The sequence below is a fragment of the Acetobacter estunensis genome (assembly GCF_011516945.1).
Classification (GTDB): Bacteria; Pseudomonadota; Alphaproteobacteria; order Acetobacterales; family Acetobacteraceae; genus Acetobacter; species Acetobacter estunensis.
Genome location: NZ_WOTH01000004.1, coordinates 125,812 through 139,259, shown reverse-complemented (window position 1 = coordinate 139,259; position 13,448 = coordinate 125,812). Strand labels below are relative to the sequence as shown.

Genomic DNA, 13,448 nt, shown 5'->3' with positions numbered 1-13,448 from the left:
CACCACCATAGCCCACTGCTGTGCTCCGCTTCAGGGGGCGAAACACTTTATCTTCACGCTGTTGTGAAAGTGCCGCACCTCTCGGATCAGGTGACGCGCTTCCGTGCCGTCGCAAAGCGGGCACAGAAAGGAAGCAGCCCCATCAAAGCCCCCAAACCCCAGAAGGCCGTCCGCAATCCGACGAACTGGGCCACGAACCCGATCACTGCGGGTCCGAGCAGAATACCAGCATACCCCACCAGCGTGAGAGCGGTGACGGCGGCCCCGGTCGGCATCACGGCTTGAAGACCGGCCTGACGGTAGAGCAGCGGCACGATATTGGACGCGCCAAGGCCGATCAGACCGAAGCCCGCCAGTGCCACTGCAGGAACCGACACCGTAAGGAGCACGACAAAACCTGCCACCGACAACAGGCCACCCCCTGCAAGCACCGCCACGTCCCCGATGCGAGTTGTCAACGCGTCTCCACCCAGACGCCCCACCGTCATGGCGACAGCGAAAAGCATGTACGCCAGACCGCCGCGCGCAACCGGAACGAGTCCGGAACTCGTGATCAGCAACGCTCCCCAGTCGAGCACCGCGCCTTCCACGAGAAAAAGGAGACCCGCAAGACCCGCAAGAAGAAGAACGATCCCGCGCGGCCATGCGAACGCGGCTCCCACTTCCCCCGCTGCGGCCCGCAGCAGGCGCGGAGCGGTCATCCCCATCGCGGTCAGGATGACGCCCGCACAAAGGAGCGTGCCCACGAAAGGATGAGGCCACAGCGACAGCAGAAAGGTCATCAACCCGGCCCCGATGCAGCCCCCCAGACTGAACTGGGCATGAAATCCCGACATCAAGGGTCGGTTCAGACCACGCTCGACCTCCACCCCATGAATGTTCATGGCCACATCCATGCTGCCCAGCGCTCCGCCAAACAGAAGCAGAGATGCCCCCAGTGTCAGCGGTGTCGAGGCAACGGCCAGAAACGGAAGAATGAGCATCAGAGACAGACCGCCCACCACGATGACGGGACGCGCGCCATGTCGGGCGCACAGCCACCCTGCCAGCAGCATGGCCAGAACCGATCCCAGTCCCAGACACAGCAGCAACAGCCCCATTGCCCCGGTGTCCACACCCAGTCGCGCCCGGGCAAACGGCACGAGAGGCGCCCAGCAGGCAAAGGCAAAACCGCTTGTGAAAAAGGACAGTCGTGTCGCCAGAGAGGCGGAAGTCAGCACACTGGGAACAGTTTCTGTCAGCAACATGGTTTTACCGGCGACCTGCAGCATACCACAGCGCCGCCACGACAAAGCCAACGTAATAACCAACATCCGCGCCGCCCAGCCACCGCGCGACCGGCCCGGTGTAGAGTGAACTCGTGGAGAACAGCACAACCGTCAGCACGGACGTCACCACGAAGATCGTGGCCCCGCGTGTCCACCCGACGGGCGGGCGCAGCACATGGCCTTCATCCGCACGCACCGCCGAATGGCCGCCCGTGAGATACCAATCGGCCAGCACAATCCCACACCACGGCGCGATCCAGTACATCGTCACGAGAAGATAGTCCGTGTACAGCGCGGCATACCGCCCCGCCCCGACGACCGCAAGGACATAGCCCAACGTGGCCGTGAGAATCGCCGCCGCCACGCGCGGAACATGAATGCCCGCTGAAATCAGACTGTAGCTCGCCGTGTTGTCGTTGAAAGAGTTGCCGGTGATGGAGGACAGCGCGATCGCCGCCAGCGCCAGCGGTCCGAGCGCGCCCATCGCGTGCTGGAGACTGGCGATCACCGCCATGGGGGACGGCTCGGCAATGCTCGACGCCGTAAGCAATCCAAGAATCTGAAACGGCACGGCGGACAGCAACAATCCGGCCAGCGCCAGAAACACCACCGCTTTCGGGTCCGAGCGCGCCGGAAGATAGCGCGTGTAGTCCGAGGAATAGGTGGCCCAAGACAGGTTGAAGCTTACAAGAATCCCCACTGCGAGCAGAAAGGTTGACACACCCACTGGATGGGCGGCGTGAATGACGCTCCCTCCACGCAGGGCAAACGTCACACCGATCAGCGCAAAAACCACCAGCAGCAGAGCGCCGAGATATTTCTGGAGCGCCTGCACGACATGGTGCCCATAGATCGACGCCACCATCTGAATGGAAACAAGAACTCCAAGCGCCGCCCAGAACGGAAGCGGCGCTCCCATGAGCGCCAGAAACGCCACCAGAGCGGCGGCGGCCGGCACATTGTTCACCGCGTCCCAACCCACGCAATAGATCCAGTTGAGAAAGGCCGGTGGCCGCACGCCCAGCGTGCCCAGCGCCATGCGGGACGCCTCCATCTGCGTCAGCCCTGTGAACGGCCCGATGGCCGCCGCCAGCGCGACAGGCAGAGCGCCCACCAGATTGCCGATCAGAATCGCCAGAACACCGGTACGGAAATCAAGACCGAGACTGACGAGCAGCGCGCCCGTCACCCAGCCGCCCGGACCGAGATTGGGCGCGAAATGGCTCCAGAACACCCGGTCCATCTTCATCGTCTTGCGCGCGGCCGGGACCGGCTCGCACACGGAGGCCGCCGAGAGGTCCTCCATCAGGCCATGACGGCCAGTCGTCACGGAGTGACTTCCGGCATGGTCCCGGCCTGACCGGCCGACTGGCGCAGGTAATACAGTTCCGCCAACGAGGGCGGCAGCAGATCCATGAAACGCGATCCCGCCACGATCCAGCGGGGAAAGACGATGCGACGCTCGTTGCGCGCAAGCCCGGTCACAATCCGGTCCACAGCCTTTTCCGTGCGCGTCAGCCCCGGCATGTGAAACGTGTTGCCCGCCACCATGGGCGTGTCGATGAAGCTGCACACCACAGACGACAGCAGCACGCCTTCCTGTTTCAGGTTGCCGCCGGTCGCCACCATGAAGCGGTCCACCGCTGCCTTGGTCGCGCAATAGGAAGGCGTGCCGGGAAAGGACACCACACCCGCAACGGAGGCAATGGCCGCGATTCGTCCGCGCACACCCTTTGCATCCGGAGTCTGCGCCCGCATGACGTCAATGGCCGGAAGGACGGTGTTGAGCACGCCATCGAGATTCACCGCCACCATCCGCCGGACCTGAAAGGCGGATTCCGTCGCCGCTACCTCCGAACCGCGCCGATGCGTGCCGCCCGTAATGCCCGCGCAGGCTATCACCAGATCGAGCGGCCCCGCCCCGCGCACGGCGGCCTCCATAGGGGCCGCCTCGCTCACGTCCAGAACATGCGTGACGGCCTTTGCCCCGGCCTCGACCGCGAGTGCTGCGGTGTCCTCAAGGCCAGTGGCATTGCAATCTATGAGAGTGAGAGTCACGCCGGGACGGGCGTGGCGAAGGGCAAGAGCCCGACCGAGGCCGGAGGCGGCGCCGGTGATAAGGAGAGTATTGGCTTTCATGGTCGCCCTATCAAAGCCTGCCTGCTAGAACGTCGCAACCGATGAACCGTCCAGCCTTGGACGAAACAGCACATCCAGCAGACCCGGCAGGGAGACCGACCGCACCGCCATGACCCGCACAGCCGCGACCACTCCCCCGTCCATCGCACGCCGCGGCGTGTGTTTCATCATTTCCGCGCCCTCGGGGGCTGGAAAATCCACCATCGCCAACGCCCTTCGCGCCGCCGAACCCCGGCTGAAGCATTCCGTCTCCATCACCACCCGCGCCCCTCGTCCGGGCGAGACCGAAGGCGTGCACTATCATTTCCGCACCATGGACCAGTTCCGCGAAATGGCCGAGCGCGGCGAACTGCTCGAATGGGCCACCGTGTTCGGACGCGGTTACGGCACGCCCCGCGCCCCTGTGGAAGAGGCTCTCGCCTCCGGCCATGACATGGTGTTCGATATCGACTGGCAGGGGCATCGCCAGTTCCGCGAGGCGCTGCCTGCGGATGTAGTGAGCCTGTTCGTGCTGCCCCCTTCCCTGCCCGAACTGGCGCGTCGTCTGAACAGCCGCGCCTCCGATGCGCCCGAAGAGATCGCACGCCGCATGGATGCCGCCCGCGCCGAGATTTCCCACTGGCATGAATTCGACCATGTGATCGTCAACTCGGACCTTGACCGCGCCATTCAGGAAGCGCGCGCCGTGCTCACCGCCGCGCGCCTGCGTACCGTGCGCCAAACCGGTCTTGCCGATTTCGTAACCGGTTTCGATGCCTAATCGGGGAATGGATTTCTCGACTCTCACGGTCCTGTGCGTCGGTGACGTCATGCTGGACCGATTCCTCTACGGCGAAATGGAGCGCATTTCGCCCGAAGCCCCCGTTCCGGTACTGCTCCTGCGCGACCGGCGGGAAATGCCCGGTGGGGCGGGAAACGTCGCGAGCAACATTCTCTCCCTCGGTGCGCGCGCCATCCTGATCGGTCTTGTGGGAGACGACGACGCGGCCCTCACCTTGCGCGAAACACTGCGTCAGCGTGTGGGTGTGACCGACATGCTGGTGACAAGCCGCCGCCGCCCGACCATCTGCAAGACGCGCTACATCGCCTCCCATCAGCAGGTGGTCCGCGCCGACGAAGAGAGCCGACTCAAGCTCCAGCCCGAGGAGGCGGAGCTTCTCTGCCGCGCTATCGACGCACGACTGGACGAAGCCAATGTCGTGATCCTTTCTGACTACGGCAAGGGCGTGTGTGACGCCATGGTCGTCCATCACCTGATCGGGGAAGCGCGCCTGCGGGGTATTCCCATTTTTGTCGATCCCAAAACGTCGCATTTCCGGCACTACCGGGGGGCAACCTGCATCACCCCCAATGCCCGCGAACTGGCCACCGCGGCCGCCCTGCCCGTCAGCACCGATGCGGAGGTCGAGGGCGCAGCTCGGAAGGTGATGAAAGAAGCCGAAGCGGACGTGATCCTCGCCACCCGTTCGGAAAAAGGCATGATGCTCATTCCCGCCAGTGGAGAGGCCGTCGCCATCCCCGCGCGGGCGCGGGAAGTGTTCGATGTATCCGGCGCAGGCGACACGGTGATCGCCACCATGGCCCTTGGCGTGGCGTCAGGCATGCCGTGGCCTGAAGCCATGCGTGTCGCCAACGCCGCTGCGGGCGTTGTCGTGGCCAAGCTGGGCACGGCGACCGCCGACATTCACGAGGTGATGCGTGAACTGGCCGCCGAGGACGCACCAGTAGTCTCCCCCCATTTGCTCACCCGCGATGCCGCGCTCCGGCAGGTCGAAGCCTGGAAATCACAAGGGCTTAAAGTTGGCTTCACCAATGGCTGCTTCGATATCCTACATCCCGGCCATGTCAGTCTGCTGGCCGCAGCGCGCGCGGAATGTGACCGGCTGATCGTGGCGCTGAACGACGACGACAGCATCCGACGCCTCAAAGGCCCGACACGCCCCGTCAACACGCTGGCGTCACGCGCAACCGTCATGACGGCCATCCGGCATGTCGATGCGCTGGTGTCTTTTGCCGAGGACACGCCATTGGAAACGATCCGCGCGCTCCTGCCCGATGTTCTGATAAAGGGCGCGGATTATGCGCCGGAAGACGTGGTGGGAGCGACCGATGTGATCGCCGCAGGCGGACGTCTATTTCTGGCCGATCTTCAAGACGGCCATTCAACGACGGCCACGATCGGGCGCATTCGGACAGACTAAGTTCCGCTAATACGCTTACGGCCCCTGTGTGATCGCGGGACATTCCCGCTACGGTATGTCGCTTTCCAACCCTCGTGTTTAGAGAACGCATAGCGTGCAGAGTCGAGAAAGCCGTATCGCACACATCATTACCCAGAGCGACTATCGTCAGGCTGTCGACACATCATCTTAACCAACACGCATCTATTTTCGTAACATCACTCACCGATTACGAAGAGTTGTTTATGAAATACATTTATATCAACAGGGATTGTGACACGGGCCGCCGTGAAGAATTCCTTCGCAATAATGCTCATATTCCTCACCTTCAACGCTTTAGTGCCATTGACGGCAAAATGTTGAATATGGACGAATTAAAGGCACAAGGCATTCTGGAAGGCACGCCCCATTACACTCGCGGCGCTCTTGGAAGCGCCCTATCTCATCTTCTCCTGTGGAATGCCGTGGCCGAACACGCAACAAGCACCACGATTTTCGAAGATGACGCCATTACATGCCGTAATTTCATCGCTGAATCCGAACGGGTTCTTCAGTCTTTGCCCTCAGATTGGGACATCATCTTGTGGGGCAACAATTACGATACCACACTTACTATTGACCTTATCCCCGGCATTTCTCCATGCGTGATCAATTTCAATGAAACCAGTTTGAAAGAAAACGCGGAACATTTCATTGAAATGGATATGTCCAGTCGTCCGTTTCGACTTTTCCAGACGTTTGGAATCTGTGGCTATTCCATTTCGCCGAAGGGGGCCCAGACACTCATGAACACCTGTATTCCAATTCGCGAATGCAGTTATTTTCAGCTCGGCCTCAACCGCGTGATTACCAATTTGGCTTTGGATAACATCATGTCCCACCATTATAAAGACATGATGGCCTATTCCAGCTTTCCACCCCTCTGCATCAGCAAAAACGACAAGAGCGTGTCAACAATTACAGAACATTCCTGATATCACCGACACATATTGTCTTAGAGACCATTTCAAACGTCCATCAGGACCCCTGATGGACTTCTTGCATCTGAATACGACGGGTTTTCATTCCGATCCCCATGCATCGAACTTTCGAATCCGCCGTATTCAGACATAAAATTTCTCTTCGACCTTTGCCTACCGGCTCCTAAAACAGCCCGTTCAAAAGCAGGAAAGATCAGTTGATCGTGGCCCTGCACGACAACCTCCGCTGCCTCAAATGACCAACGCGCCCCGTCAACATGCGGGCTTTACGTGCAAGCGCCAGACTCTTCGGCAACAGTGTCTTTTGCCGAAAACATTCCGCTGAAAATAATCGACGCACCCATACCTGACGTTCTGGCAAAAAATACAGTTAGAACAACCACCGTGATTGCAGCGGACAACTGTCACTTTTCAAGACGGAGAACAGCCGCCACCCGCTCTCACCCCTCCAGCGTCAGAAACGCAAACGCGCTCGGTGTGCCAATGGGTGTGAAGTTCCACGTAAACTCCAGAGCGCCTGTTTCCCGATTCACCTTCCATGACGTGATCGAATCGCTACGCTGATTGGCAATGAACATGAACTGCCGCGTGGGATCGAAGGCCAGCGCCCGCCCATAATCTCCCCGCTCCCAGACCTCATCGAATAGTTCCAGAGACCCGTCCTTCATCACCTTGAAGCAGGCGACGGAATCGCCCAGACGATTGGTCACGTAGAGAAACTTCCCATCGGGATGCAGCATGATCTCAGCGGCCAGCGTGCTGCCCCGGAAACGGGCCGTGACCGTCGCCACGGTCTGCCGCATGGATATGTTGCCGGTCTCGGGATCGTAATCAGCCACCACCACGCGCGAATCCTGTTCGCCCAGAATGTAGATAACCTTTCCGTCCAGACTGAAACAGAAATGACGGGGTGCAGAACCCGGCTCCATATCGAAAAACGGCGTCTCGGCCGGGACAAGAAGGCCCTCGTCCTCATCAAGCTTCCAGACATAGACGCGGTCCAGCCCGGCGTCGCACGCGACAATGAAATTACCCGTCCTATCCGCCTGAATCATATGCACGTGCGAGCCGGAATGATCGCTGACGGCATAATTTCCGGGGGGATTATCCTGCGCGCGCTCCGGCCGCTTCGGTCCCGTGTTGTGAACAAGATCGGCCAGTTCGCCCAGACTGCCATCGGGCTGGATACGGATGACGGCCGCACTGCCTCCAGTGTAGTTGGCCACCAGAAGATAACGCCCCGACGGATATACGCTCAGATGCGCGGGATCCGCTCCCCCGGTGGCGACGGCGTTCAGTTGCGTGAGCACACCCGTATGCGAATCGATGGAAAACGCCGTGGTGCTCCCGCTCTGCTGGCCGCCGAAATCGTTCACTTCATTCACGCAGTAGAGAAAACGTCCATCGGGCGACAAGGCGAGAAAAGACGGGTTATCCGTGGGAGTGGGCTTGCCCAGTTGCGTGAGCACGCCCGTCTGCGTGTTCATCTCGAACAGTGTGATGCCCTGCGCGTTCGTGTCGGCTGGACCATGCTTGGTGTAACCGCCGACATAGCACAGCACCCGCTGCCCATCGGCACGACGTGCGGCTTTCTCGGGCGAACTTTTGGGAAGAGCGGCCTTGGGAATGGGGGCAGGAGGAGGTGTCGCCGGGTCTGTTGCGAACGCCGAGCGCACAATACCCGTCAGGCCCGTGCCCAGCATCGAAAGCCCGAACAGCCGTCGACCGATAATCGCTCCACCCTGCCTGTTTCTCACACCTCTCTCCCTTTCTTAGCCTGAGGCTCAGGTCAGACCGGCGCGCCTCAGTTTCTCATCCGTTTTGTACTGACTGAGCGCATATACGGCCCAGATCGTGGCAGGAATCCAGCCAAGCACAGTGATCTGAAGAAAAAGACAAACGAAACCGGCAATCGGTCGTCCAATGGTGAAGAACGTCAGCCACGGCAGAAAAAGAGAAATAAGAAGACGCATGGAAACCCTCACTCCCGACAAGGAAAAAGCCCCGCACAAGACGGGGCTTTCCAAGTGTGGCCGCGGGCGACCGGCTGTGTCCAGCGTGCAGACGTATCAGGCCTGCGCGGCCTGACCCAGTGCCTTGCGCAGCTTGTCTTCGGCTTCCGGCGACAGCGAAGTCTGGAGAATCTTCGCATGTCCCTTCAGTTCGGACAGATGCGCGATCACCTTTTCCGGCTCCGCCTTGCGGATCAGGATGAACAGCGCCGACGTGTTCGGCGTCAGGGTGTCGCCAAGCTGCTTGATGAACCCGTCATCAATGCCATAGTCGCTGAACTTGCCGTCCAGCGCGCCAATTCCCGCACCGGCCAGCGACCCGACAATGAATCCGGCTAGAGGGTTGAGGAACAAAAGCCCCACCAACGCGCCCCAAAAACCGCCCGAGAGCAGTCCCCATGAGGCGCCCACCTTTTCCAGATTGATGCTCTGGTCGAGATGCACCTTGCCGTCCTGCGTCCGCCGGACGACAACCGCGTCCTCCAGATCCAGCAGATATTCCTTCTCAAGCTCGCGGCATTCGCCCAGCGCGCTCTTAGCGCCATCAATGCTGTCGAAGCCGACAACGACGAGTGTACTCATAATCGAATATCCTTGCGGTCTGCCTCAGGCGGCCTTGCGGCCAAGGAAATAGCTGACGGCGGACGCAGCCGCGAGAATCAGAAATCCAACAACCTTGCACTTCGTGGGAACCACTTTTTCGTGGACCGTCACTTCACCCTTGGCTTCCGCCAGATGCTCGCGCAGCTTTTCGTGCAGTTCTTCACCGTGCTTGCGCACCGACTTCTCGATATGCGCCGCCAGTTCCTGCACGTCTTCGGGTGTCAGCTTGCGAAGGGTTTCCTTTGCGCTCATGACCATCTCACTCCTGAAATATTCCTGACCCCGACCGACTGGCACGGGATGTAGCCCTGAAAATATTGGCCCACACCATCAGGGTTTCAAGCCTTGCCAGAAGATGGCTGGGTCTTTCACAGCACAGGGCCGACCATGGCCAACACGTTGTGCCAGAGCACGCGCGTCTTGGGCCAGTGGACGACCTCTCCCAGCGTGATCTGGCGCGACGCCTCCATATAGAGTTGCTGTCGCGCCCGTACCGACTGCGTAAACGCTTCATCCACAAGCAGGATATTGTTCTCGAAATTCAGATCGAAGCTGCGCCGGTCCAGATTGGCCGAGCCGATCAATGTCATCTGTCCGTCCACCGTCAGCGCCTTGGTGTGCAGCAAGCCGAATGGATATTCCCGAACCTCCACACCCGCATCGAGAAGGTCGCGGTAATAGCTGCGACTGGCCCCCGCCACGATCCACGAATCGTTGCGCATCGGCAGCGTCAACGTTGTCCGCACACCGCGCCGCGCCGCCGCGCAGAGCGCCATCTGGATCGGCTCATCGGGCACGTAATACGGCGTGGTGATGGTCAGTTCTTCGGCTGCCGCATTCATCAGCGACACAAATGTTTCCGGCATCGCGGCGTAGCGCACGGCCGCGCTCGTGCCGATCACCTGTGCGACAAAGCCCCCCGTCTCCTGCACCGTGGCGGACGCCAGCAACGCTGTCAGGTCCTCATTGGTGTGAGCAATCCAGTCCGTGGCGAAAAGATGCTGGTTCTGAAGCACGACCGGCCCCTCGAACCGCGCCACCATGTCCACCCACGGCGCATATTTCTTCTTCACCCGGAACTCAGGGTCCGAGCAGTTCTGGCTACCGCAATAGGTCACATGATTGTCGATCACCACGATCTTGCGGTGATTGCGCATGTCGAACCGCCCACGGAACGGCCGCAGCAGCGGATTCCCCAGCGGCAGAGCACGCACCAGTCGTACACCCGCGCGTTCCATTTCCAACCAGTGCGCGCTGTGGATCAACCGCCGCGACCCGAGATCATCGGCCATCACCCGGCAGTTCACACCGCGTTTTGCCGCCCGCATCAACGCCTGCGCCACCTTCAGGCCGTTATGGTCAGCCAGCCAGATATAGAAACTAACATGAACGTGATCGCAGGCCGCGTCGATATCGGCCACCATCGCGTCGATGGCCTTGTTCGAATCCTCCATCAATTGTCCACGATTGCCGCCCATCGGCGGGTAGCCGCTGATGGACTGCCCCACCCGAAACAGGGGAGCCAGTCGCGGTGGCAGCCCAAACTTTTTCTCCGCGTCGATCAGCGCTTCCGCCGTTTTGCCCGGAATGGGCAATGTGCGCATTGCACGGCGGATCCGCTGGACGCGGATGGGGTTCAGCTTGGTCTCCCCGAGAAAGATATAGGCCAGAATACCGCCGATCGGCAGCGCTGCGATGATCGCGACCCACGCCACACGCGAGGCAGGTTGCCGGTGCCGCCGCAAAACCGCCCGCACCACGAAGGCCGCCTGAAGAGACGCCGTGAGGACAGCCGCATTAAAGCTCCACGCCATCACCTTTGGAGAGGGCGTCGGCAGACGTTCAGTCAGATTACGCTCTACTTTCGCGCCCTTCGCGCTTCCACCCCACACTGACAGCCACCGTCCCGGCACACACCCATCCTTATTCTCTTGCCAGCACGCTCCCGCCAGCTTCTCGAACTGACGGCACGCTATCGCCCGCACGCCCAAGGGGCAATGATGCGGGTCAACCGGCGCCTTCCCCGCATGGACGCCCTTGATAAGCATTGTTATACCGCCAGACCTGATACATCCGCCGCATCCGGCGGGCTCAACACGCAGGCGGGGATGGCAGCTATGACCGATGGCGCAAGAGTGAACAGCCTCCGATCCGGACCGGATGCGTCCGGGCATTTCGGAGATGGCCTCGGCGGTCGCTTCGTGGCCGAGACGCTGATGCCGCTACTCCTTGAACTGGACGCGGCCTACAAAACCGCCAAGGCCGATCCTGCTTTCCACAAGGAACTGGCCTACTATCTCAAGGATTATGTGGGCCGCCCTTCCCCGCTCTGGTTCGCCCAGCGCCTGACTGCGGAGTGCGGTGGCGCCAAGATCTACATGAAGCGCGAAGAGCTGAACCACACTGGTTCCCACAAGCTCAACAACGTGATGGGGCAGATCCTGCTCGCCCATCGCATGGGCCGCACGCGCATCGTGGCCGAAACAGGTGCAGGCCAGCACGGTGTCGCCACCGCCACTGTCTGCGCGCTGTTCGGCATGCAGTGCGTCATCTACATGGGCGCGACCGATGTGGCGCGTCAGGCTCCCAACGTCTTCCGCATGAAACTTCTTGGCGCAGAGGTTGTGCCGGTCACGGCGGGCGCTGGCACGCTCAAGGACGCCATGAACGAGGCCATGCGTGACTGGGTGGCCAACATACACAACACCTATTTCCTTGTCGGCACTGTCGCTGGTCCACACCCATATCCTGCCATGGTCCGTGATTTCCAGAGTGTGATCGGTGATGAGGTGAAGGTGCAGATGCACGAGGCCGAAGGCCGCCTGCCGGATGTAATCGTGGCGGCCATCGGTGGCGGCTCGAACGCCATGGGCATCTTCCATCCGTTCCTCGATGACCCATCCGTGAAACTGATCGGCGTCGAAGCTGCGGGCCACGGACTGGACAGCGGCAAGACCGCCGCCTCCATCGAACGCGGCTCACGCGGCGTGCTGCACGGCAACCGCACCTATCTGCTTCAGGACGAAAACGGCCAGATCATCGAGGCGCATTCCATCAGCGCCGGTCTGGACTATCCGGGGGTCGGCCCAGAGCACTCATGGCTGCACGAAATCGGGCGCGCCGAGTATGTCGGCGTGACGGATGACGAGGCGCTGGAAGCGTTCCAGACCTGCACCCGCACCGAGGGCATCATCCCCGCGCTGGAATCCGCTCACGCCATCGCCCATGCCGTCAAAATCGCACCCACGCTCTCACCCGAGACGCTGCTGGTCATCAACATCTCTGGCCGTGGAGACAAGGACATCTTCACTGTCGCCGAGCATCTGGGAGTGAAACTGTGAGCCGCATTGCCCGTCGTTTCGCCGCGCTGAAAGCCGAAGGCCGTGGCGCGCTCATTCCCTATCTCGAAGCCTGCGACCCGGATTTCGACACCTCGCTCGCGCTTCTGAAAGCCATGCCGGAAGCCGGCGCGGATCTGATCGAGATCGGCATGCCGTTCTCCGATCCCTCCGCCGACGGCCCCATCATCCAGCTTGCCGCCCGTCGCGGCCTGAAGGCGGGCGCGACAATGCCGCGCCTGTTTGAGATGGTACGCAGCTTTCGTGAGCAGGATGCCGACACACCGATCATTCTGATGGGCTATCTCAACCCCATCGAGGCCTACGGTATCGACCGTTTCTGCGTGGATGCCGCAGCCGCAGGGATCGACGGTCTTATCATCGTGGACATGCCACCCGAGGAAGCCGGACCGATGCAGGCTCCAGCGCGGGCCGCCGGTCTGGACATCATTCGCCTGATCGCGCCGACAACGGACGATGCGCGCCTCAAGCTGGTTCTGAATCACGCCTCAGGCTTCGTCTATTATGTGAGCATCACCGGCATCACCGGCACACGTTCGGCCAGTGATGAGGATCTGCGCGCGGCCCTTCCGCGCCTGCGTGCTGCGACAGATCTGCCGATCGCCATCGGGTTCGGCATCCGCACGCCCCAGCAGGCCGCTTCGGCCTCGCGGATCGCGGATGGCGCGGTGGTGGCATCCGCCCTTCTGGCGACGCTGGCTGAAACGCTGGATGGTGAGGGACGGGCTACAGAGCGAACGTTGCCGGACGTATTGGCGCAGTTGCGGGAGTTGGGGGCGGCAGTGCGAGGCACTTGATGATACTGAACTGCCCTAAAATATTCCGCACATCTGAAGTTAGGGCCTGTTAGATCTTGAAATTCTTCCCCTATTGTAGGGATGAAAGAAGGAGACGGAACAGGCACTTT

13 protein-coding genes are annotated in these 13,448 nt (G+C 61.0%); 5 read left to right on the top strand and 8 right to left on the bottom strand.

Going from position 1 to position 13,448, the window contains the following annotated elements; genetic code table 11:
• Positions 1-86: 86 nt before the first annotated feature.
• Genes GOB87_RS03680 through GOB87_RS03670 form a run of 3 tightly spaced genes read right to left on the bottom strand, consistent with a single transcriptional unit; the run spans position 87 to position 3,407 of the window.
• Complete coding sequence (locus tag GOB87_RS03680; RefSeq protein WP_242006130.1) at positions 87-1,271, bottom strand: MFS transporter; 1,185 nt, start codon at positions 1,269-1,271, stop codon at positions 87-89.
• Complete coding sequence (locus GOB87_RS03675) at positions 1,252-2,574, bottom strand: purine-cytosine permease family protein (protein WP_166313218.1); 1,323 nt, start codon at positions 2,572-2,574, stop codon at positions 1,252-1,254. The genes GOB87_RS03680 and GOB87_RS03675 overlap by 20 nt, the downstream gene beginning before the upstream one ends.
• Before the next feature lie 20 nt (positions 2,575-2,594).
• Complete coding sequence (locus GOB87_RS03670) at positions 2,595-3,407, bottom strand: SDR family NAD(P)-dependent oxidoreductase (protein WP_166313186.1); 813 nt, start codon at positions 3,405-3,407, stop codon at positions 2,595-2,597.
• 109 nt (positions 3,408-3,516) lie between these two features.
• Between GOB87_RS03670 and gmk the strand changes: the two genes are divergently transcribed.
• The 3 genes from gmk (at position 3,517) to GOB87_RS03655 (ending at position 6,561) form a co-directional block, all read left to right on the top strand.
• The gene (gmk, locus tag GOB87_RS03665) at positions 3,517-4,167 is read left to right on the top strand and encodes a guanylate kinase (RefSeq protein ID WP_166313185.1); all 651 of its coding nucleotides are present in this window, start codon (positions 3,517-3,519) and stop codon (positions 4,165-4,167) included.
• A gap of 7 nt (positions 4,168-4,174) precedes the next feature.
• Positions 4,175-5,608 carry a D-glycero-beta-D-manno-heptose-7-phosphate kinase gene (rfaE1, locus tag GOB87_RS03660; protein ID WP_166313217.1) on the top strand — a complete coding sequence of 478 codons (1,434 nt, stop codon included), beginning with the start codon at positions 4,175-4,177 and terminating at the stop codon, positions 5,606-5,608.
• 224 nt (positions 5,609-5,832) lie between these two features.
• Positions 5,833-6,561 carry a glycosyltransferase family 25 protein gene (locus tag GOB87_RS03655; protein WP_166313184.1) on the top strand — a complete coding sequence of 243 codons (729 nt, stop codon included), beginning with the start codon at positions 5,833-5,835 and terminating at the stop codon, positions 6,559-6,561.
• Between the two features lie 446 nt (positions 6,562-7,007).
• Here the strand turns inward: GOB87_RS03655 and GOB87_RS03650 are convergent, their stop codons facing one another.
• The 5 genes from GOB87_RS03650 to cls form a co-directional block, all read right to left on the bottom strand.
• Positions 7,008-8,270 carry a lactonase family protein gene (locus GOB87_RS03650; RefSeq protein WP_166313216.1) on the bottom strand — a complete coding sequence of 421 codons (1,263 nt, stop codon included), beginning with the start codon at positions 8,268-8,270 and terminating at the stop codon, positions 7,008-7,010.
• An 81-nt stretch (positions 8,271-8,351) separates the two neighbouring features.
• Positions 8,352-8,540, bottom strand: coding sequence for a YqaE/Pmp3 family membrane protein (locus tag GOB87_RS03645; protein WP_166313183.1), 189 nt, complete (start codon positions 8,538-8,540; stop codon positions 8,352-8,354).
• 96 nt (positions 8,541-8,636) lie between these two features.
• Positions 8,637-9,161, bottom strand: coding sequence for a DUF1269 domain-containing protein (locus GOB87_RS03640; protein ID WP_166313182.1), 525 nt, complete (start codon positions 9,159-9,161; stop codon positions 8,637-8,639).
• Positions 9,162-9,185: 24 nt separating this feature from the next.
• Positions 9,186-9,434, bottom strand: a complete 249-nt coding sequence (locus GOB87_RS03635) for a hypothetical protein (protein WP_166313181.1) — start codon at positions 9,432-9,434, stop codon at positions 9,186-9,188.
• A 116-nt stretch (positions 9,435-9,550) separates the two neighbouring features.
• The gene (gene cls / locus GOB87_RS03630; protein WP_242006129.1) at positions 9,551-11,230 is read right to left on the bottom strand and encodes a cardiolipin synthase; all 1,680 of its coding nucleotides are present in this window, start codon (positions 11,228-11,230) and stop codon (positions 9,551-9,553) included.
• A gap of 69 nt (positions 11,231-11,299) precedes the next feature.
• Between cls and trpB the strand changes: the two genes are divergently transcribed.
• Both trpB and trpA read left to right on the top strand, forming a co-directional pair.
• Entirely contained in the window at positions 11,300-12,523 is a 1,224-nt protein-coding gene (trpB, locus tag GOB87_RS03625; RefSeq protein ID WP_166313214.1) for a tryptophan synthase subunit beta, read from the top strand.
• The gene (gene trpA, locus GOB87_RS03620) at positions 12,520-13,338 is read left to right on the top strand and encodes a tryptophan synthase subunit alpha (protein ID WP_166313180.1); all 819 of its coding nucleotides are present in this window, start codon (positions 12,520-12,522) and stop codon (positions 13,336-13,338) included. The genes trpB and trpA overlap by 4 nt, the downstream gene beginning before the upstream one ends.
• Positions 13,339-13,448: the final 110 nt, after the last annotated feature.

What these genes read in the sequence shown, in the direction of transcription:
- GOB87_RS03680 (WP_242006130.1), bottom strand. Translation starts at nt 1,271, where the DNA reads ATGCTGCAGGTCGCCGGTAAAACCATGTTGCTGACAGAAACTGTTCCC.
- GOB87_RS03675 (WP_166313218.1), bottom strand. Translation starts at nt 2,574, where the DNA reads ATGGAGGACCTCTCGGCGGCCTCCGTGTGCGAGCCGGTCCCGGCCGCG.
- GOB87_RS03670 (WP_166313186.1), bottom strand. Translation starts at nt 3,407, where the DNA reads ATGAAAGCCAATACTCTCCTTATCACCGGCGCCGCCTCCGGCCTCGGT.
- gmk (WP_166313185.1), top strand. Translation starts at nt 3,517, where the DNA reads ATGACCCGCACAGCCGCGACCACTCCCCCGTCCATCGCACGCCGCGGC.
- rfaE1 (WP_166313217.1), top strand. Translation starts at nt 4,175, where the DNA reads ATGGATTTCTCGACTCTCACGGTCCTGTGCGTCGGTGACGTCATGCTG.
- GOB87_RS03655 (WP_166313184.1), top strand. Translation starts at nt 5,833, where the DNA reads ATGAAATACATTTATATCAACAGGGATTGTGACACGGGCCGCCGTGAA.
- GOB87_RS03650 (WP_166313216.1), bottom strand. Translation starts at nt 8,270, where the DNA reads ATGCTGGGCACGGGCCTGACGGGTATTGTGCGCTCGGCGTTCGCAACA.
- GOB87_RS03645 (WP_166313183.1), bottom strand. Translation starts at nt 8,540, where the DNA reads ATGCGTCTTCTTATTTCTCTTTTTCTGCCGTGGCTGACGTTCTTCACC.
- GOB87_RS03640 (WP_166313182.1), bottom strand. Translation starts at nt 9,161, where the DNA reads ATGAGTACACTCGTCGTTGTCGGCTTCGACAGCATTGATGGCGCTAAG.
- GOB87_RS03635 (WP_166313181.1), bottom strand. Translation starts at nt 9,434, where the DNA reads ATGAGCGCAAAGGAAACCCTTCGCAAGCTGACACCCGAAGACGTGCAG.
- cls (WP_242006129.1), bottom strand. Translation starts at nt 11,230, where the DNA reads ATGCTTATCAAGGGCGTCCATGCGGGGAAGGCGCCGGTTGACCCGCAT.
- trpB (WP_166313214.1), top strand. Translation starts at nt 11,300, where the DNA reads ATGACCGATGGCGCAAGAGTGAACAGCCTCCGATCCGGACCGGATGCG.